This window comes from Actinoallomurus purpureus (assembly GCF_024055795.1).
Taxonomy (GTDB): Bacteria; Actinomycetota; Actinomycetes; order Streptosporangiales; family Streptosporangiaceae; genus Actinoallomurus; species Actinoallomurus purpureus.
In genome coordinates this window covers 280,608-299,602 of record NZ_JAMXMY010000003.1, presented here as the reverse complement: position 1 = coordinate 299,602, position 18,995 = coordinate 280,608, and the positions used below count along the sequence as shown (strand labels likewise).

The 18,995-nt window shown below is 69.9% G+C and carries 20 protein-coding genes; 11 read left to right on the top strand and 9 right to left on the bottom strand.

Annotated elements, in window-relative coordinates; all coding sequences use genetic code 11:
- Positions 1-92: 92 nt before the first annotated feature.
- The 3 genes from NE236_RS09175 to NE236_RS09170 all read left to right on the top strand — a co-directional run bounded on the left by NE236_RS09175 (position 93) and on the right by NE236_RS09170 (position 2,062).
- Positions 93-869, top strand: a complete 777-nt coding sequence (locus tag NE236_RS09175) for a helix-turn-helix domain-containing protein (protein ID WP_252841431.1) — start codon at positions 93-95, stop codon at positions 867-869.
- Positions 860-952, top strand: coding sequence for a DUF397 domain-containing protein (locus NE236_RS45000; protein WP_372494283.1), 93 nt, complete (start codon positions 860-862; stop codon positions 950-952). Before NE236_RS09175 ends, NE236_RS45000 begins: the two co-directional genes overlap by 10 nt.
- Positions 953-1,207: 255 nt before the next feature.
- Positions 1,208-2,062, top strand: coding sequence for a DUF1963 domain-containing protein (locus NE236_RS09170; RefSeq protein WP_252841430.1), 855 nt, complete (start codon positions 1,208-1,210; stop codon positions 2,060-2,062).
- On the opposite strand, the gene NE236_RS09165 is transcribed toward NE236_RS09170, so the two are convergent.
- From NE236_RS09165 to larB, 3 genes are read right to left on the bottom strand one after another with little or no spacing between them, the layout of a single operon-like run.
- A complete protein-coding gene (locus NE236_RS09165) occupies positions 2,052-2,666 on the bottom strand; it encodes a DUF5937 family protein (protein WP_252841429.1) in 615 nt (204 codons plus the stop codon). The two genes, NE236_RS09170 and NE236_RS09165, sit on opposite strands and share 11 nt — an antisense overlap.
- A 37-nt stretch (positions 2,667-2,703) precedes the next feature.
- Positions 2,704-3,906, bottom strand: coding sequence for a nickel pincer cofactor biosynthesis protein LarC (gene larC / locus NE236_RS09160; protein WP_252841428.1), 1,203 nt, complete (start codon positions 3,904-3,906; stop codon positions 2,704-2,706).
- Positions 3,907-3,955: 49 nt separating this feature from the next.
- Positions 3,956-4,648: a nickel pincer cofactor biosynthesis protein LarB gene (larB, locus tag NE236_RS09155; RefSeq protein ID WP_252841427.1), complete on the bottom strand. Its 693-nt coding sequence runs from the start codon at positions 4,646-4,648 to the stop codon at positions 3,956-3,958.
- Positions 4,649-4,678: 30 nt separating this feature from the next.
- Here larB and larE point away from each other — a divergent pair, with 30 nt between their 5' ends.
- The 7 genes from larE to NE236_RS09120 all read left to right on the top strand — a co-directional run bounded on the left by larE (position 4,679) and on the right by NE236_RS09120 (position 13,181).
- On the top strand, positions 4,679-5,506 hold the full coding sequence (gene larE, locus NE236_RS09150) for an ATP-dependent sacrificial sulfur transferase LarE (protein ID WP_252841426.1): 828 nt from the start codon (positions 4,679-4,681) through the stop codon (positions 5,504-5,506).
- Between the two features lie 147 nt (positions 5,507-5,653).
- Positions 5,654-7,939: an HAD-IB family hydrolase gene (locus NE236_RS09145; RefSeq protein ID WP_252841425.1), complete on the top strand. Its 2,286-nt coding sequence runs from the start codon at positions 5,654-5,656 to the stop codon at positions 7,937-7,939.
- Entirely contained in the window at positions 7,936-9,132 is a 1,197-nt protein-coding gene (locus tag NE236_RS09140; RefSeq protein WP_252841424.1) for a zinc-dependent alcohol dehydrogenase, read from the top strand. Before NE236_RS09145 ends, NE236_RS09140 begins: the two co-directional genes overlap by 4 nt.
- Positions 9,133-9,289: 157 nt before the next feature.
- Positions 9,290-10,867 (top strand): NPN-dependent hydroxyacid isomerase, LarAH14/15/16 family, encoded by a 1,578-nt coding sequence (gene larAH, locus NE236_RS09135; RefSeq protein ID WP_252841423.1) that lies wholly within the window; start codon positions 9,290-9,292, stop codon positions 10,865-10,867.
- On the top strand, positions 10,864-11,829 hold the full coding sequence (locus NE236_RS09130; RefSeq protein ID WP_252841422.1) for a lysophospholipid acyltransferase family protein: 966 nt from the start codon (positions 10,864-10,866) through the stop codon (positions 11,827-11,829). Before larAH ends, NE236_RS09130 begins: the two co-directional genes overlap by 4 nt.
- 116 nt (positions 11,830-11,945) lie before the next feature.
- Positions 11,946-12,428 carry a hypothetical protein gene (locus NE236_RS09125; protein ID WP_252841421.1) on the top strand — a complete coding sequence of 161 codons (483 nt, stop codon included), beginning with the start codon at positions 11,946-11,948 and terminating at the stop codon, positions 12,426-12,428.
- Between the two features lie 99 nt (positions 12,429-12,527).
- Positions 12,528-13,181 carry a class I SAM-dependent methyltransferase gene (locus NE236_RS09120; protein ID WP_252841420.1) on the top strand — a complete coding sequence of 218 codons (654 nt, stop codon included), beginning with the start codon at positions 12,528-12,530 and terminating at the stop codon, positions 13,179-13,181.
- Here the strand turns inward: NE236_RS09120 and NE236_RS09115 are convergent.
- Positions 13,160-13,858 (bottom strand): AraC family transcriptional regulator, encoded by a 699-nt coding sequence (locus NE236_RS09115; protein ID WP_252841419.1) that lies wholly within the window; start codon positions 13,856-13,858, stop codon positions 13,160-13,162. The genes NE236_RS09120 and NE236_RS09115 overlap by 22 nt on opposite strands.
- A gap of 138 nt (positions 13,859-13,996) precedes the next feature.
- Here NE236_RS09115 and NE236_RS09110 point away from each other — a divergent pair, with 138 nt between their 5' ends.
- A complete protein-coding gene (locus NE236_RS09110) occupies positions 13,997-14,677 on the top strand; it encodes a GNAT family N-acetyltransferase (RefSeq protein ID WP_252841418.1) in 681 nt (226 codons plus the stop codon).
- A 315-nt stretch (positions 14,678-14,992) separates the two neighbouring features.
- On the opposite strand, the gene NE236_RS09105 is transcribed toward NE236_RS09110, so the two are convergent.
- From NE236_RS09105 to NE236_RS09085, 5 genes are all read right to left on the bottom strand, one after another.
- Complete coding sequence (locus NE236_RS09105) at positions 14,993-15,430, bottom strand: NUDIX hydrolase (protein WP_252841417.1); 438 nt, start codon at positions 15,428-15,430, stop codon at positions 14,993-14,995.
- Positions 15,431-15,444: 14 nt separating this feature from the next.
- A complete protein-coding gene (gene tmk, locus NE236_RS09100; protein ID WP_252841416.1) occupies positions 15,445-16,065 on the bottom strand; it encodes a dTMP kinase in 621 nt (206 codons plus the stop codon).
- Positions 16,062-17,528 carry a B12-binding domain-containing radical SAM protein gene (locus tag NE236_RS09095; protein ID WP_252841415.1) on the bottom strand — a complete coding sequence of 489 codons (1,467 nt, stop codon included), beginning with the start codon at positions 17,526-17,528 and terminating at the stop codon, positions 16,062-16,064. The genes tmk and NE236_RS09095 overlap by 4 nt, the downstream gene beginning before the upstream one ends.
- Complete coding sequence (locus NE236_RS09090) at positions 17,512-18,291, bottom strand: DNA glycosylase family protein (protein WP_252841414.1); 780 nt, start codon at positions 18,289-18,291, stop codon at positions 17,512-17,514. The genes NE236_RS09095 and NE236_RS09090 overlap by 17 nt, the downstream gene beginning before the upstream one ends.
- Positions 18,292-18,358: 67 nt before the next feature.
- Positions 18,359-18,979, bottom strand: a complete 621-nt coding sequence (locus NE236_RS09085) for an ATP-binding protein (protein ID WP_252841413.1) — start codon at positions 18,977-18,979, stop codon at positions 18,359-18,361.
- Positions 18,980-18,995 lie beyond the last annotated feature (16 nt).

The window sequence follows — 18,995 nt, the reverse complement described above, 5'->3', positions numbered from 1 at the left end:
ACAATGCGTACACGTTCGAATACGGATCACGAACAACGAAACTCGACCGAGAAGTTCTTGAAGGAAACTGAACTCCGGCACGGAGGTGGCAAGTGGGCAATCCCCCCAGCCCCACGCTGATCAAACTCGGCGCGGCGATACGCCGTTACCGGCAGGCCGACGGGCTCACGCAGGCGCAGCTCGCCCAACGGGTCAATTACTCCGAAGGCTGGCTGAGCAACCTGGAGACCGGGCAGCTTCGCCCCAAAGGCCAGGCCGTCCGCTTGGTCGAGAAGGCACTCGGCCTGCCCGACGGGGTCCTCATGGACCTCCACGATCTACTTACCGAGGAGACCCCGCCCGGCTGGTTCCGCCCCTGGCTCGACGAGGAACGCACCGCCACCATCCTCCGCTCGTTCGAGCAATCCATCGTTCCAGGCCTGGTGCAGCACGAGGAGTACGCCCGCGCGCTGCTGAACGGAGACGAGGCTGCCGTAGCCGCCCGACTGGAGCGCCAGGAGATCCTCTCCCGCGACAACCCTCCCACCCTGCGCTGCATCATCGATGAGATGGTCCTCTACCGCCAAGTCGGGGATGTAGCCGCCATGCGCACACAGCTGGAACATCTGGTCGCCCGCGCATCGCCACGCGTCACCATTCAAGTCGTTCCTGCCACCACAAATCCACACCGAAGTGGCGCATTCACCCTCGCTACCGTCGACGGCGGCGAGGTAGCCTACGTGGAAACACCCATCCGTGGCATGGTCACGAGCAACCGGGAGGACATCCTGGTTCTGTCGGACCTATGGGAGTCCATCCGGACTTTCACCTTGTCACAGCAGGAGTCGATCGACCTCATCATGAAGGTGGTGGCGGAGAGATGGACCTGAGCCGCGTTGAATGGCGTAAGTCCGCGCGCAGCAGTGAGAACGGCGGTAATTGTGTCGAGGTCACCGTTCTCGCAGACGCCTAGACGATCGACTCCGGGGATCCGCGGTCAGGGAGCGCGGATCCGCCCGGCGTGCGGGTAGGGCGGGCAACAGAAGCCGACGATTGCGGCGAATCACGCGGGCCGTGCAGGGCGTCCTTCCACGGCTGTCTTCTGAGGCAAGAAAATTGCACGCTCAGTAGACACCGCCGAACGAGGCGGCCCGGGGCCCGTCGGGACGGGTGCGATCTGCATCGATCTTAAGGTGCTCCCGATCACAAAACCCGGCATGATCAGCTCATGGACCTCGAAGAGGCGCTGGACGAACTTCGCGCGTTGTGCGTGGAGCACCTGGGAGAGCATGTCGGGACGCAGTTGGCGGCACTGGCCGAACCCGCCTCCGCCCTCATCCCGGCGACGAACGGGTCACCGCCCGGACGGTCCCGGCTCGGCGGCCCGGCGCTGCTCGATCCCGGTACCGCGTGGCCTGAGTATGAGGGTTATCCGCTCAGCCTGCTCGCAGTGATCGACACAGCACAACTCGGCCCCTGGGCCGGCGCGAGCCTTCCAGGTCCTCCCAGCCTGCTCAACTTCTTCTTCCTGGAGATCTTCGATCTGGACGACCCGGAGGTGCAGCCGTATCTGGCGGCGCTTCCCGGCTTGGGCAATCCGCTGACGTGCCGAATCGTTCCGGCGGACCCCGCTTACGCCGCCGAGGTGCACGGACCGGCGCGCGCGATCTCCTTCTCCTCGATTCCGCTGGACACCGCGCCCGGGATCACGCTTCCGGACTTCACGGACGACCCGGCGCTCAATGGCCTGGATCTGGGGCCCCACGCCGCCGAAGGCATCTACGGGGCGATGCCGGGCCTGTTCGTCGAAGAGAGGTTCGGTCCGGCCTGGGCCGACTACACGTCCCGGCAGCCCCTGTACGACGACCGTAGTCACCAATGCTTCGGCTGGCCGACGCTGGGAGGCGGCTCATGCCTGCAGACCAGCATGCGGCCCGAAGAGGAGTTCACTCACATTCTCGAGCTCTCAAGCACTAGAGAATTCGAGTGGGGAGACGGAGGGTCGCTGCACTTTGTCAGCCCCTCCCGCCCGCTACGTGACGGGGACTTCAGCCACGTAGTGGCCGACTCCTCTAACTGGTAGGGCCTTTGCGAGACGAGCGGCTCCGCGCCAGCGCCGCGTCGGGGCGGTCGGACAAGGACGCCGGGGCGAGCCACTCGGGATCGTGCTCGACGGGGTAGACGAGGGTCGGCGAGAGTCCGGGATCGGCGAGCGAGACCGGATGTCCCCAGCAGAAATAGGACGGGATGAGAAGCACTCCGCGTCCACCGAGACGCAACTCCTGATCGACCGGATAGTCCACCTCCAGAACCGGGGCTCGCCAGCGCATGTAGGGGGCGAAACCGCCCAAGAGAGCGTCGGTCCCCTTTTCTCGTAACAGCCGGGCTCGCAGCGCCCGATCGACGTGGACGCGGGATCGAATGTCGGCCCAGTACGGGCGGAGAGCGGCCTCGTGGTAGGTCCGGAAGCTCTCGCCGAGCTCCGCCCGCGTTCGTGTGCCGCGCTCGGCCAGGGCGCGAAGCCAGGATGCCGTATCGTTCTCGCCGCCCAGCCGCTCCAACTCCGCGGCGAGACGCCGGGACGGGACGCGGCACATGGCCTCGATCCCGGCCTCGAGGCCGAGTAGCCCCTCCATCGGCGTGAGGAAGTCCGGGAAGTAGCCCGTCTTGGGCACGACGGAGAACAACGGCAGAACCGCGAATGATCGCGGCGATGCCGCGGCGCTAGGAGGCGCGGTCGCCTTCGTCCGCCCGCCTCGCGGCCTCGGCGAGCACATCCCGTACGGGACGGCCGGTGGCCGCCGCGGCGGCGCTAACGTCGTCGTACTCCGGCTGCACGGTCACGACCTCGCCGTTCAGCAACCCCCGCTTGACGCCGACGGCCGGGCCTCCGGCCACCCTCACGGTGATCTCGTCGCGGTGCAGGGAGCGGCGCTCCACCGGCGAGATCCGCACGCCCAGCGTCGTGGTCTGCTCGAACACGACGCGGCACACGGCGTCCAGCCGTTCCGGGTCGACGAGGACGCTCAGCACCTGGCCCGGACGGCCCTTGCGCATGAGCGCGGGCGCGCACCACGCGTCGGCCGCGCCGGCGGACCGCAGCGCCTCCAGGACGTCCGGCCACAGGCGAGGGTCCAGGTCGTCGACGGTGGTGTCGACCCGGCGCATCTCCGCGGTCGCCCAGCCGGACGGGACCTCGACCTCGCCGACCAGGACCCGCAGGACGTTCGGGTGACCGTCGGGATCCGCGCGGCCGGCACCGGTGCCCGTGGCGCGCGGCACGCAGTCCGGTGCCGGGCCCCAGTCGGTGGCGAGCGTGGCGAGCAGCGCCGCGCCGGTCGGGGTGCACAGCTCCATCGCGGCGGGGTGCGAGCGCAGCGGCGCGCCCGCCTCGGTGAGCAGCTCCAGGACGGCGGGCACCGGGACGGGCAGCGGCCCGTGCGCGGCGCGGACGACCCCGGAGCCGGCCGCGACCGGCGACACGATCCGGGTCGCCGGCCCGAGCAGTCCGAGGCCGTGCAGGGCGAGCGCGCAGCCGGTGACGTCGGCGATGGCGTCGAGCGCGCCGACCTCGTGAAAGTGGATCTCCGAGACGCCCACGCCGTGCACGCGCGCCTCCGCGCGGGCGAGCCGCTCGAAGACGGCGAGGGCGAACTCCCGCGCCTCCTCCGGCAGGGCGGCGGCCGTCAGGATCGCGGTGACGTCGGCGAGGTTCCGGGAGACGTCGCTGTGCGGGGCGCGCACGTCGGCGTACAGCGCGCGCAGCCCGTGCCGGCGCACCTGGGTCACCTCGACGTCCACGGGCTCGACGGCGAGGCCCCGCAGGCCGGAGCGTACGGCGTCGAGGTCGGCGCCGGCGTCGACGAGCGCGGCGAGCAGCATGTCGCCGGCCGCGCCGTTGCCCGCGTCGACCCACAGGGTCCTCATCGGACGGCCTTCCCTTCACGTGCGGCGTACGACGGCGACCGTTCGGCCCTCATGGGCGCGCCTGAGCGGTGCGGCGGGCGATGCGGGCGGCGGCGACGCCGGCGCCGAAGCCGTTGTCGACGTTGACCGAGACCACGCCGGGGGCGCAGCTGTTCACCGTGGCCAGCCAGGCGGTGACGCCGTCGAGATTCCAGCCGTAGCCCACGCTCGTCGGCACGGCGATCAGGGGCGTGCCCACGAGCCCGCCGAGCACCGAGGGCAGGGCCGCCTCCATGCCCGCGACCGCGACGACGACGTCGGCCTCGGCGATCCGGTCGCGCTGGGCCAGGAGCCGGTGCAGGCCCGCCACACCGACGTCGACGATCTCGTCGGGCTCGGCCCCGAACACGCGCACGGTGGTCGCGCACTCGCGGACGACGGGCAGGTCGGAGGTGCCCGCGGCGACGACGGCGACGGTTCCCCGTGTCTCGGCGGTGCCCAGCACCGCCGTGCGGCCGACGGGGTCGACGTCGGCGTCCGGCAGCCGCTCCACGCACGCGGTGATCGCCTCCTCCGACAGCCGGGTGGCGAGCACGGCGCGGTCGGGGTGGGCCTCATGCAGGGCGCGCAGCGCGGTGACGATCTGATCGGGCGTCTTCCCCTGGCCGAAGACCACTTCCGGGTCCCCGGTCCGGGCGGCGCGGTCGACGTCGAGCCGCGCGAAGCCCAGATCGGTCACGCCGTTCGGCTGGGATACCGTCATGAGAGTCGTTCCTCAACGGATCGGGGTTGCATGGTGGACGTGGTGGTCCTCTCCGACGAACTGCTGGCCGAGATGGCAGGCTACGGCAGAACACTCGTGGCGTTCTCCGGCGGTGTGGACTCCAGTGTCGTACTCGCGGCGGCGGCCCGCGCGCTCGGCCCCGACCGGGTGGCCGCCGTCACCGCCGTGTCGGCCTCGCTGCCGGCCGCCGAGCTCGACGCGGCACGGGAGTTCTGCGCGGACCTGGGCGTGACCCATCACACGCCGGCCACCTCCGAGCTCGAGGTGCCCGGATACCGGGAGAACGGCCCGCAGCGCTGCTACTTCTGCAAGAGCGTCCTGCTCGACACCGCGAACGCCCTCGCCGACCACCTGGGCTTCTCGACCATCACGACCGGCACGAACGCCTCCGACGTCGTCGCCGGGTTCCGGCCCGGCATCCGCGCCGCGTCCGAGCGCGGGGCCCGTACGCCACTGGCCGACCTGGGCCTGGACAAGGAGGCGGTGCGGGCCATCGCCCGGCACTGGGACCTGCCGGTGTGGGACAAGCCGGCCGCGGCCTGCATGGCGAGCCGCGTCGCGTACGGCATCGAGGTGACCTCGGCGCGGCTGGCGCGGATCGAACGGGCGGAGACGGCCGTGCGCGCGCTGTTCGGCGGCGCGCTCCGGGACCTGCGGGTCCGTGACCTCGGCGATGCCGTGCGCCTGGAGATCGATTCCGACCTGGTCGAGCGCGCCCGCGACGACCATGCCGTGAGCGCCGCGATCCGCGAGGCCGGGTTCGCCGCCGCGCCCGTCCACATCGAGGTGTTCCGATCCGGTTCGATGAACGACCGGCTCGCCGCCTCCGGCCGCTGACCCGAGGGGCCCGGACGGTGGGATGTCGGCGACATGAACGCCGGGTGACCCGCCCGGCCGTTTGTGCGGTGCCTGCGAACCGTTAGGGTTTCCCCTGTCAGTTCGCGGCCGGGACGGCTCATGCCCACGATCGGAGAGACTCAGCGGATGGCGCCAGACCGACCTCACGACTTTCCGTCTCTTGACGGCTCCCACGTTCTCCTGACGGGCGCCACCGGCTTCCTCGGCCAGGCGACGCTGGAGAAACTGCTGTCCGCGCATCCGGGCGTACGCGTGTCAGTGCTGATCCGGCCGCGGGGCGGCACGTCCGCGCAGCGCCGCTTCGACGGCCTGCTGCGCAAGCCGGTCTTCCGCACGCTGCGCGAGCGCATCGGCGATGACGAGCTGCGCCGCATCGCCGCCGAGCGGGTCACCGTGATCGAGGGCGACCTCGGCGGGGTGACCCTCCCCTCCGACATCGACGTGGTCATCCACGGCGCGTCCACGGTGTCCTTCGACCCGCCGATCGACGAGGCCTTCCGCACCAACGTCTCCGGCGTCGTGACCCTGTACGAGGCGCTGCACAAGGCCGGCGCCGACCCGCACGTCGTGCACGTCTCCACCGCCTACGTCGCCGGCGTCCGCAAGGGCGTCGTGCCGGAGGCCCGGCTGGACCACACCGTCGACTGGCGCACCGAGATGGCCGGGGCGCTGGCCGCCCGCGCCGACGTCGAGCGCGACTCGCGGCGGCCCGAGGTGCTGCGCAAGTCGATGGCGCGGGCACAGAGCGAGCACCGCAAGGCGGGTCCGCAGTCGGTGGTGTCGGCCGCCGAGGAGGCCCGGCAGGAGTGGGTGACCGACCGGCTCGTCGACTACGGCCGGGCGCGCGCCCAGAGCCTCGGCTGGCCGGACGTCTACACCTTCACCAAGGCGCAAGGCGAGCGCGCGGCCGAGGAGATGTGGGGCGAGCGGCGGCTGTCGATCGTCCGCCCGGCGATCGTGGAGAGCTCCCTGCGCCACCCGTACCCAGGCTGGATCGACGGCTACAAGATGGCCGACCCGCTGATCATCGCGTACGGTCGGGGCGTCCTGCCGGAGTTCCCCGGCCTGCCCGACAGCGTCGTCGACATCATCCCGGTCGACCTGGTGGTCAACGCCACCATCGCCGTCGCGGCCACGCCGCCCGAGCGCGGCGAGACCGGCTACTTCCACGTGGGCTCCGGCTCGCGCAACCCGCTGTCCTTCCGCGGCCTGTACGAGAACGTCCGCGACTACTTCCGGCGCCACCCGATGCCGGCCGGCGAGCGCGGCCACATCCGGGTGCCGCAGTGGCGGTTCCCGGGCAGCCGGCAGGTCGAGATGATGCTGAGCGGCAGCGAGCGGGCCACCTCGGCGGCCGAGCGGGCGCTGCTGCGGCTGCCCGCGTCCGCCAAGACCCGCGACTGGATGACGTCGGTGCACCGGCAGCAGACCAACCTGGACTTCCTGCGCCGCTACGCCGACCTCTACCAGGCCTACACCCAGGCCGAGGTCATCTACGAGGACAACCGCACGCACGCGCTGCACCGGGCCGTGCCGCCCGAGCGGGTCGAGGAGTACGGCTTCGACCCGTCGATCATCGACTGGGCGCACTACCTCCAGGAGGTGCACTCCCCCAGCGTGACCGAGCTGATGCGCGGCTTCTCCAAGAGCCGCGGCGGCGGCCGCAAGACCGCCGACCCGGTGCTGCCCGAGCGCACCGACGTCGCGGCGGTCTTCGACCTCGAGGGCACGATCATCGCCTCGAACCTCATCGAGTCGTACCTGTGGGCGCGGCTGTCGTCGCTGCCGCGTTCGCGGTGGAGCGGTGAGCTCGCCGACCTGGCCCGCTCGCTCCCCCGCTACCTTCGGGCCGAGCGCCGCGACCGCGGCGACTTCGTGCGCGCGTTCCTGCGGCGCTACGAGGGCGCCGACATCGCCGAGCTGCGGTCCCTGGTCGACGACGTGCTGGGCGAGGCCGTGCTGCAGCGGGTCATGCCGGAGGCGGTCCGCCGCATCCGGGCGCACCGCGCGGCGGGCCACAAGACCATCCTGATCACCGGCACGATCGACGTGTTCGTCGAGCCGCTCGCGTCGCTGTTCGACGAGGTCGTCGCCAGCCGCATGCACGCCCGCGACGGCGTGCTCACGGGGTACCTCGACGCGCCGCCGCTGGTCGACGAGGCGCGCGCCGCCTGGCTGCGCCGCCACGCCGAGGACACGGGCCTGGATCTGTCCCAGTCGTACGCCTACGCGGACAGTTACTCCGACCGGCCGCTGCTGGAGGCCGTGGGCAACCCGAACGCGGTCAACCCGGACCCCTCGCTGTACCGCCATGCCAAGCGCAAGCACTGGCGCATCCAAGAGTGGGGTGCCCATACCCGTGGACGGGGCGACGTGCTGATCGACACCGTGGGAGCGAGGTCCGCCCGATGATCCTCTCGCTCGAATACCACCGCTCGCCGAGCCGGTTCGTGGCCGCCCGCGGCCTGACCTCCACCCGCGTGGGGAGCCGGCTGAGCGGCATGGTCGCCGGAAACGTCGCGCCGCTGCGCCTGGTCAACCGCCAGGCGCAGGAGCTGCCCGGCGACGGCTGGACCCGCGTCACGCCGATCCTGTCCGGCATCTGCGGCTCCGACCTGAGCCTGCTCACCGGCCACTCCTCGCCGTACCTCTCGCCGATGACGTCGATGCCGTTCGTTCCCGGCCACGAGATCGTCGGTCGGACCATGGACGACCTGCCCGGCATCCCGAAGGGCAGCCGCGTCGTCATGGACCCGGTCCTGTCGTGCGCCGTGCGCGGCATGGAGCCCTGCCGCTGGTGCGCCTCCGGCCACCAGAGCCGCTGCGACCACATCACGGCCGGCCGCATCTCCGCCGGAATCCAGACCGGCACCTGCGCCGACACCGGCGGGGGCTGGAGCCGTCAGCTGGTCGCGCACGCCAGCCAGCTGCACGTGGTGCCCGAGGACCTGCCCGACGAGCGCGCCGTGCTCGCCGAGCCGCTCGCCTGCGCGATCCACTCGGTGCGCCGCATGCCGATCGAGCCGGGCTCCACCGCCGTGGTCATCGGCGCGGGCACGGTCGGGCTGCTCACTCTGCTGGCCCTGCGGGAGCTCACGGAGGTCGGCGCGGTGTACGTCATCGCCAAGCACGGGCACCAGAAGGAGAAGGCCAAGGCGCTCGGCGCCACCGCCGTCATCGAGCCCCGCAAGGCCGTGCGTGCGCTGCGGCGCGTCACCACCGCGCGGATGCACACCCCCGAGATGGGCGCGGACTTCCTGCTCGGCGGGGTCGACACCGTCTTCGAGTGCACCGGCGGCGCCAGCGGCCTGGACACCTCCCTGCGGCTCGCGCGGGCGGGGGGTACGGTCGTGATGTCGGGCATGCCGTCCGGCGGCGTCGACCTGACGCCGCTGTGGTTCCGTGAGCTCGAACTGGTCGGGGCGTACTGCTCCGGCGCCGACGGGGCCGACTTCGCCGACGCGCTCCGACTCGCCGGCTCGGCCCCGCTGGACGGATACGTCGGCACGACCTACCCTCTCGCCCGCTGGCGGGAGGCCCTGAACCACGCGTCCGACTCCGGACGGCTGGGTACCGTGAAAGTCGCCTTCGACCTGGCCCGGTAGGCAGGTCGGTCGGGTGCAGGTTCGTCGTGAAAGGACCCGGCGGTCGGCCGGGTGCAGGTTGGCGGGGGAAGGCCGGGAGGTCGGTCTTGTGCAGGTTGGTTGGGAAGGGCCGGGAGGTCGGTCGGGTGCAGGTTGGTTGGGAAAGGACTGATTACGAGTGAGCAGACCAGGCTTCGTACTCGATGTGGATGAGCGGACTCCGCCGCTCATCATGCACCAAGGCGAAAGCTTCCGGCTGGAGCGGCTGCCGCTCGGGTCCAAGGTCATCTACCCGCCGGACTCCCTGCCGGGAATCCGCGACGTCGACGCCGAGATCCGGCACGCGCTGTTGCACCCGCACGGCACCGAGCCGCTCCCGGAGCTGCTGCGGTCCGGCATGCGTCTCACGATCGTCTTCGACGACCTGTCGCTGCCGCTGCCTCAGATGCAGACCCCGGACGTGCGCCAGCGCATCATCGAACAGGTCCTGGAGATGGCGGCCGCCAAGGGCGTCGACGACGTCGAGCTGATCGCGGCCAACGCTCTGCACCGCCGGATGACCCCGGCCGAGCTGCGGCGCACCGTCGGCGACCGGGTGTTCCACGCGTTCTTCCCCGAGCACCTGAAGAACCACGACGCCGAGGACCACGACAACCTCCTCCACATGGGCAAGACCCGCCACGGGGAGGACGTCGAGATCAACCGGCGCGCGGCCGAGAGCGATCTCATCGTCTACGTCAACATCACGCTGACCGCGATGAGCGGCGGCGCGAAGTCGGTGTCGGTCGGCCTGGCGAGCTACCGCAGCCTGAAGCACCACCACAACGTGCACACGCTGCGGCACTCCAACTCCTTCAACGACCCGCCGAACTCCGCGATGCACCACTCGTACGAGCGGATGAAGGGCCTGATCGACGAGCACGTCAAGGTCTTCACGATCGAGACGACGCTCAACAACGACACCTTCCCCTCCTCGATGGGCTTCCTGAACAAGCGCGAGTGGGAGTGGAACGTCCGCGACCAGGCGTCCTACCTCGCGGTCAAGCGAGCCAACGAGATGCTGCCGCAGAAGACGCGGCGCCGGATCTGGCAGTCGACGGCCGCGCCGTACGGCGTCACCGGCGTGCACGCCGGCCTGCAGTCCGAGGTGCACCCCCTCACGCTGCAGAACGTCCACCGCCAGCAGCTCACCGAGGTCAACGGCCAGTCCGACATCGCGATCTGGGGCCTGCCGTACATCTGCCCCTACAACGTCAACTCGGTGATGAACCCGATCCTGGTGATGTCGCTCGGACTCGGCTATTTCTTCAACCTGTACAAGAACAGGCCGATCGTCCGGCAGGGCGGCGTGGCGATCTTCTACCACCCGGTGCCGAACGAGTTCCACCCGGTGCACCACCCGAGCTACATCGACTTCTTCGAGGAGATCCTCACCGAGAGCACCGACCCGGTGCTCCTGGAGACGAAGTACGAGGAGCAGTTCGCCACCGACCCGTGGTACATCCAGCTGTACCGCAACAGCTACGCCTACCACGGCGTCCACCCCTTCTACATGTGGTACTGGGGTGCGCACGCGATGCAGCACCTCGGCGACGTGATCTTCGTGGGCGGCAACCGGAAGACCACCACGCGGATGGGCTTCCGGGCGGCCAGCACCCTCGCCGACGCACTGGAGATGGCCAAGGACACCGTCGGGTCCAGCCCGTCGATCTCCTACCAGCACGCCCCGCCGCTGGCTTTGGCGGACGTCCGATGAGGCGGAAGACGAGCATCCGCGGGGAGCTCCGGCTGCTGCGGCATGGCCGGGACTGGCGGGGGCGCTCGACCGTTCCCCGCTCGGCGGAGCCGCACGTCGTCGAGCCCGAGGAGCGGGTCTTCCCGACGGCGTGGGCCCGTACGCCGTTCGCCGTCGCGGCCCGGTCCGTGCTGCGCAAGGGGCTGCTCAAGCCGGTCGCCTGGAAGCAGATCACGCCGGTGATCGAGGGCTCGGAGTACCTCGACGGGGTGCGCGGGCCGGTGGTGTTCGTGGCGAACCACTCGAGCCACCTGGACACCCCGCTGATCCTCGGGTCGCTGCCGGAGCGGTTCGCCAACCGGGTCGCCGTCGGCGCCGCCTCCGACTACTTCTTCGACGTACGCTGGCGCGCGACGCTGACGGCGGTGTTCTTCAACGCCTTCCCCGTCGAACGCTACGGCTCGAAGCGGCTGCGGAGCCTGGCCCTCGACCTCGTCGACGACGGCTGGAGCCTGCTGCTGTACCCGGAGGGCACCCGGTCGGAGGACGGCTGGATGAACCCCTTCAAGCTCGGCGCCGCGGTGCTGTGCGTCACGAAGGGCATCCCGTGCGTCCCGATCGCGATCCGGGGCTCGTACGCCGCGATGCCGCGCGGGCGCAACTGGCCGCAGCCGGGCAAGCCGCGCGTCACCGTCCGCTATGGCCGTCCCCTCATCCCAGAGGAGGGCGAGGAAGTCCGGGCGTTCCGCGCGCGGATGGCCAAGGCCGTCGCCGCGCTGGCCGCCGAGGAGGACCTGGGCTGGTACGACGCGCTGCGCGCGGCGGCCGACGACCGGCTCGAGATCCCCGGCGGCTCCCAGCCGACCCGTCCCGGCGCCGTACGGGACGAGAACGCCACGGGCGAGAAGCCCGCCGACTGGCGCCGGGTCTGGGCCTCGACCGAGCCCCTCACCGGCCGGCGCCGCCGCGTCTGGCGCGACTGACCGACGCGGGCCCCGGCCGAGCCGGGGCCCGCACCCGTCCGCCGCCCCGCGTACGACCGTCTCCACGGTGGTGCGGCGCCGATGACATCGCTGCGTGGTTCACGGAGACCGACCGCATGAGCATGCCCCCCGAACCTCCCGAGCTGAGGCGTCTGACCGGGCGCCGCCGCCCGCCGCTGTCGGCGGCGTTGTTCGTCCTCGTCATCATCGTCGTCCCGCTCTCCCTGCTCGGGATCGGCTCCGTCGTCGCCGCGACGCGGACGGTCGACGCCTACCGCGCCACCCATGACGGCGTGAAGGGCGTCTTGACGGTCGAGTGGAGCACCCGCCGGCTGAAGGGCGGATACGTGACCTCGGGATCGTTCGTCTCCGGCGACGGTGCCGTACGCCGCCTGGTGACCCTCGACGGCGACGGGCGGCACCGCCCCGACCAGATGATCCCGGCGGAGCTCTCAGGCGCCCACGCGAGCGTCGCCTATCCCAGGCACTCCCACGTGTGGATCGGCGACGCCGTCGCCACGCTGATCACGGGTGGGCTCGTCCTCGCGGGGAGCGTCCTGCTGCTGCGCACCGCCATCGGCCGGACGCGCCACCGCTGAGCGCCGGCGGGCCGCCCATATGTCCGTGAGATCGAACGATCGGCCAGGGCGAGCGATTCGTTCAAGACCGGGCTCCGTCGCGCGGTCGAGACTGCCGGCATGAGCGAGAACGTCTTCACCCCTGCCCTGGGCCGCTTCGCACCCACCAGGTTCTACGACCACGTGGTCGCGCTGACGCGCGAGCGTCTGTGGCGGGCTCTGGCCGCCATGTACGTGGCGCCGCGGCCCGATGATGTGATCGTCGACGTGGGTTGCGGCACCGGCTCACTGGCGCTGTTGCTGGGTCGTGTGGAGCCGCGGGCCCGGATTGTCGGCCTGGACCCCGATCCTGATGTGCTGGCGGTGGCGCGGCGTAAGGCCGATGTTGCTGACGCGGCGGTGCGGTGGCAGGTCGGCATGGGTGATGCGTTGGCGGAGTTGCTGGGCGCGGAATCGGTGGACACCGTCGTGTCCACCCTCGTGCTCCACCAATGCCCGGTCGCGGTGAAACGGGCGGTACTCGCGTCGATGTCCGCGGTACTGCGCCCAGGCGGGAAGCTGGTGGTCGCTGACTATGGGCAGCAACGGACGAGGCTGATGCGCCTGGCGTTCCGGACCGTCCAGCTCGCGGACGGAAAGGAGGACACCCAGCCCAACGCCGATGGCGCCCTTCCGGGGCTGATGTCCAACGCCGGGTTCCGCGACGTGCGCGAGGCCGAGGTGGTGCCCACGGCCACCGGCTCGATCTCGGTCTACGTCGCGCGCCGGGAATGACCGCGCAGAACCGGCAGCACGGCCGCGGGCGTGAGGCCCACCATCTCGCGCATCCAGCGGGTGAGATGCGCTTGGTCAGCGAAGCCCGCCGTGATCGCCGCGTCGGCCGGCGACCGACCCGCCCGCAGCTCCTCGGCCGCCCGACGCAGCCGCGCCCACACCCGCCAGCGCGTCAGCGGCATGCCCACCTGATGCCGCGCCAAGGCGCGCAGGCGCTGGGGTGAGAGCCCGACCATCGCGGCCAGACTCGGCATCGGAACACTTCGATCCCTCAACGTGTTCAGCGCCTCCACCAGTCGAGGATCAAGCTCGCTGGACGGGCACACGCCTGCCCGGCCGATGTCTTCCTCCCGCAAGTCACACATCTCGGGGACAGCGGTGATGCCGTTGGCGCAGCGCTCGCGCAGCCGGTCGGCGAACACGCAATGCGGCTCAACGAAGAAGGTGAGCAGTTCCACCGTGGCGAGCATGCGGTGCCGCGCCATCGGCGGCACGACCAGCGCCACGGCCCGATGATGGGTTGCCGACGCGTCCACCATGGCGACCTCGCCCCGAACCGCGATGGCGATCTGGAAGGCGGCATGACGGTGAAAGGCGCTGTCCGTCGTCGGGCCTCGATACACCGCATAACCCTCGCCGACGGCGAAGCGAGGCACCAACTCCGTCCCGGCGTTCACATTCTCGATACTGCCAGCCAGACCAGAACGGCGCCAACGAAGGGCAGCGGACGCCCAAACCGACGTCGCGCCGACCTCGTCCTCTCATGCCGCCGACCGCGCGATGGTGTCGATCCTGAGCAGTACCCGCTTCTGCCGATGAGCGGGCACTTCGTTCTGCCCGTCCGCCGAGAAAACCCGTTGCGAGTGGCCGACATCGAGAGTCTGATTGACTGGCCATTAATCACGGGAGGGAACATGACGCGCATGGCGCTGCCCACCCCCACATTGCACACCGCTCGCCTTCGGCTGCGCCCCTTCGACGACGCGGATGCGAACGACCTCTTCGCGCTGCACAGCAACGCCTACGTGCTGCGCTACTGGGACGCGCCGCCGTGGAGCGAACGAGTGCGCGCCGAGCGTTTCATCACGGCTTGCCGGCAGATGGCACAGGGAGGCACCGGGGCGCGGCTGGCCGTGGATCGCATCTCCGACGGGACGTTCATCGGCTGGTGCAGCCTGAACCGGTGGAATCCGGACTACCGCAGCGCATCGCTAGGCTACTGCTTTGATGATGCAGCGTGGGGCCACGGCTACGCGACGGAGGCCACGCGCGTTTTGCTGCGGTGGGCATTCGACACGCTGGACCTAAATCGCGTCCAGGCTGAGACCGATACGCGCAACGTGGCATCTGCCCGCGTGCTGGAGAAGCTCGGCTTCGTGCGTGAAGGGACGTTGCGGGAAGACTGCGTCGTGAACGGCGAGGTCTCTGACTCGTGGGTCTACGGGCTGATCAGGCGGGAATGGCGGCCGTCGTCCGAGCCAGTTCCCGCCCGCTGAATCCTCGCTCCCTCGCGAGACGTCGCCCGGCACCCGGGTGCTTCGCTTCGCCGCGTCGAGGGGCCGGCATCGGGCACTCTCATGCCGCGATGAGGACCACCTGGGGGACTGACCGGGTAGCCGGTCATGCCACCGACTATCTTTTGGGCCGCAAGCGTTAGGTGCTTAGCGTGACACGGCTTCCGTTGTGAGGGCGCCGCCGAGTTGCTGTTCTTGCGAGGCTTGGCTTAGTACACCACTCCGCCGCAGCAAGACGGGCGGCTCACGGGCCGGATCGTCTGTATTCCAATCGCAGGTTGGGCACCGGTTATTTGATTACCAGCCGTGGAGTGTGAGGGGAGCGTCGGTCAGGTAGGCGTTGATGCCGGCTGCCGGGTAGTCGATGGTGTTGGAGGGCAGCACAGTCGGGTCGCACCACAGGAGCTTGCCGCATTTATGGGGTTCGGCGTTGTACGGCTCGCCCTTCCACCGGGCGGTCGCGAAGAACATGCCGACCCTGGCGAGGTCGGTTCGCTGCCGGTGGTGGATGACGGTGGCCAGTCGCAGGTCTGTGGGATCGATCCGGACGCCGACCTCTTCATAGGCTTCGCGGGCGGCGCCGTCGGTGACGGGCTCGCCTTCGTCGAGGTGGCCGCTGGGCAGGTGGAGCATGCCGTCGCAGTAGCCGGTGCCCTGGCGTTCCAGGAGCAGGATCTCGCTGCCGCGTTCGAGGATGACGTGGACGTCGATGATCGACCGGTACCGCTCTGGCATGTGTCCCCCTCTGGTCACTGATGCGTGGGCGACCTTAGCGTCTGGATGGACGTGACGACTTGCCTGGCGAGGAAATCGGCATCGTGCTTGGTCGAATCCAGAAGCAGGACCGGGATGCCATTGCGCGCGAGCATGTCCGCGACGTCCCGGTACAGGCGGGTCTCGGCGAGCGTTATCCGGGGGTCGTCTTCGAACCGGCCGTGAGATCCCCGGATGGTCAATCGTCGTCGCAGCTCGGCCTCGTCGCAGGTGAGGATCACTGCCAGGTCCGGCGGCGTGGCGTGGGCGTTGATCTGCGTGACGAAGTCCGGGCCGACTCCGTCGAGGATCTGCAGAACGTGAGAGGACGGTACGTACCGGTCGCAGACGACGATGGTGCCGGAGTTGAGCGCGGGCTGGATTTCGGTCTCCAGGTGGTGGTAGCGATCGGCCGTGACCAGACATGCCAGTGCATACCCGCGGAACATCGCGGTGTGGTGCCGCGCGAGCCGTCCGGCTGGGCCCTTGGACGGCTCGGTGGTGGCCAGGGCTGGGAGGCCGACCTGGGCGAGCCGGTCGACGACGAGCTGGGTGAGCGTGGACTTGCCGGCGCAGCCCGGTCCGTCGATCGTGATGAGGTATCCCGTGGTTGTCATGTGGATCTCCCGGTTCGGGCGTGCTGCTCGCGTGAGAGATCGACCAGATGCTGGCGGATCTCGGCGATGGTTGGTTCGCCGAACTGGATGCCGACCGAAAAGTTGAACTCGTCGCGTTGGCGCATCGACTCGTCCACGTCGTCGCCGGTGAGATCGATGGCGGTGTAGCCGAGGAGCTGGTCGGTGGTGTACCGGCCGGTCGCGATCAGGCGGGACCATTCGGGGGTGCCGGGGTAGGGGCGGAACTCGAATACCGAAGCCCGAAAGGTGCCGGGTTGGCGACCGGTCATCTCCCAGAGGTCGTGCACGAGCCGAACAGTGTCGTTCAGCTCCGCGCGGGTCTCGGTGGGGAAGCCGAGGATGAAGTAGCCCTTCACACGGATGCCGCGCGCGGTGAGCCGGGCGACGACCGAACGGACCATGTCCGGGGTGATCCGTTTGTCGATGTAGGACAGCATCCGCTCGCTGCCGGACTCGATCCCGAGCGCGACCTCGCGCAGGCCGTTGGCGACGAGCCGGTCGAGAGTGGCGTCATCCGCGCGGTGCAGGACGTTGATCCGGCCGGTCGCGTCCCAGACCGCCCAGTCGCCGATGCCGGCGGCCGTGAAGGCAGTCAGCATCTGTTCGATGACTCGCCGTGCACCGAGGAACAGGTCGTCGACGAACCGGAATGCCGTCACTCCGTAGGCGTCGCGGAGGGCTTCCATCTCGCGCAGGACCTGATCGGGGCGTCGGGTGCGGATGGTGATGTCGGGATTGGCCGAGACCGCAGCGCCACAGAAGCTGCAGTCATATGGGCAGCCACGCGCTCCGACCATGTTGGCCTCGATCCGACCGGCGGCCGGGTAGGGGTCCTGGGCCAAGTACGTGCGGTCGACGAACGGGAGGGCGTCGATGTCAGGGGCCAGATACCGGGAGGTGCCGGGGCGCCCGCCGGTCACGGGGTGTCCGAGGATCGGATCGGTCCACATCACGCCGGGAAGATCTGCGCGGTTGCGGTGATCGACGAGGAGTTCGGCGACGCGGGTCTCGGCTTCACCTAAGACCAGCGCCGCGCAGCGTCGCATGCGTGGGTCGGCGAGGATCTCGGTCGGCATGGCCTTGGCGTGGTGGCCGCCGGCCATGACCATGATCGCCGGGTCGAGTCGGTCGGCGATCTGCGCGGAGATCTCGTAGGTGGGGGCGAGGAGGTTGAAGCCGGCCCATCGGGGTGAGAGGCCGTTGATTGTACGGACGACCTTGGTGATCGGCATGCCGTGGGCTTCGGCGTCGAGGATGCCGACGTTGAAGCCGTGGTGGGCGGCGTACGTGGCGATGTAGGCCATGCCGAGCACCGGCAGGGTGTAGTCGTTGACCCGCGGACGTATCGCGTAGTCGCGCAGGGGCGCGTTGACGAACAGGCAGTCGAGGGGGCGGGTCAGGTCGGCGCCCAGGACGGGCGTGGGATCAGGGTGAGTCTCCATGGTGTGCTCCCCATGCCAGAGTGAACAGGGTGAGTGGTCCGAGTTGGTCGGCGGCGATGTACCGCCACCGTGCGGCGAAGTCCTCTTCTTTAGTCGGCCAGTCGATGTCGGGGGAGGCGGCAGCGGCCCATTTGCGGACCGCCAGGTCGCCGTGGGGATAGAGGGCCCAGTCGTGGGTGAAGTCCGCGACGGCGGCACCGGCCGTCCATGGGCCGATCCGCGATACGGTCTGCAGCTCCTCCACCAGCCGCGCCGATGGCAGTTCACGCCACTTCGCGCCCTGCTCCAGGTAAGCCTTGGCAGCGGCCTGCAGAGGCCGGCGTTTGAAGGCCAAGCCCAGCGACGTGAAAGCCTCGGCCGGTAGCTCGACGACCGCGGCGGCGTCCGGCATCAGATACGCGGCGCCGTGCGGAGTAGGGACCGGTGTCCCGTGTGCGGTGCGGAAGCGTTCGTGTAGTCGACGGGCCTGGTCGGCGCGGATCACCTGCCGGATGATCGCTGTCGCGATCGCCTCCCATAGGTCCGGGCTACGCCACCGCGCCACGGCCCCCAGCCCGGCCAGGTTTCGTGCCAGCGAAGCCGGAACCGTCGACGGCAGCGCTATCAGTTCGACGACCTGCGGGTCGTTCGCTGCCGGGCCGTAGGAGCGCCAGCTGTCCCCGGTGACCAATACCGCGCTCCACTCGTCCGCGCGGCCGAATGCCCGCAGCCAGGCACCATCTATCGGCGACCACGCTGGATGTTCACGCATCACGACTGTCATGCGGCCAATCGTCTCCATCTCCAGCCGCTCCTGGTGGCGAAAGCCGAGGTCCCGGTGCCCACGATGACTACCGAGGCTGCGGCGTCTGGGAGCGGCCGGACGCGGTTCGCTCGCCCCGCGTCCGATTGCCGTCTGGCCCGCGGTGCCCTTCCATCAGGCACTTCAGCAGTTCGGGGTCGTGTTGCCCGGCGATGGGCCAGGTCGGCTCGAGTACTGGCTGAACACTCGCTTCGGCGGCGGCAGCATGGAGCCATGGGGATCGCGGCGGAACGACCAGCTCCGCCCACACCACCTTGCCGCGATTTGTCGGATAGAAGCCCCAGCGATGCGCGATCTCGGCGATGATGTTAAGCCCGCGCCCCGACTCCGCCTCAAGGTCTTCACCCTTCGCGGCAGGCGTGCAGGGAGCGGCGTCCCAGACCTCTATCACGATGGAGGCGTTGAAGCCGAGGAGCCGTATCCCGACGAGGTTCAGCTTGCCGAGGCTGCTCCAGTTGGGGTTGGGCTCCATCACGCCCGTTGCCTTCACGGCGTTGGTCACCAACTCGCTCGTGATGAGGACGGCATCATCGAGGATGGTCGACGCGCCCCACTTGGCGAGCGTGAGCTTGGTGAACACGCGCGAGCAATTGACCGCTGTCACTACGGCTGCCAGGTCGAGCCGATCAACGAAGCGGGGCTGGGACATGTGCTCAGCCCTCGCT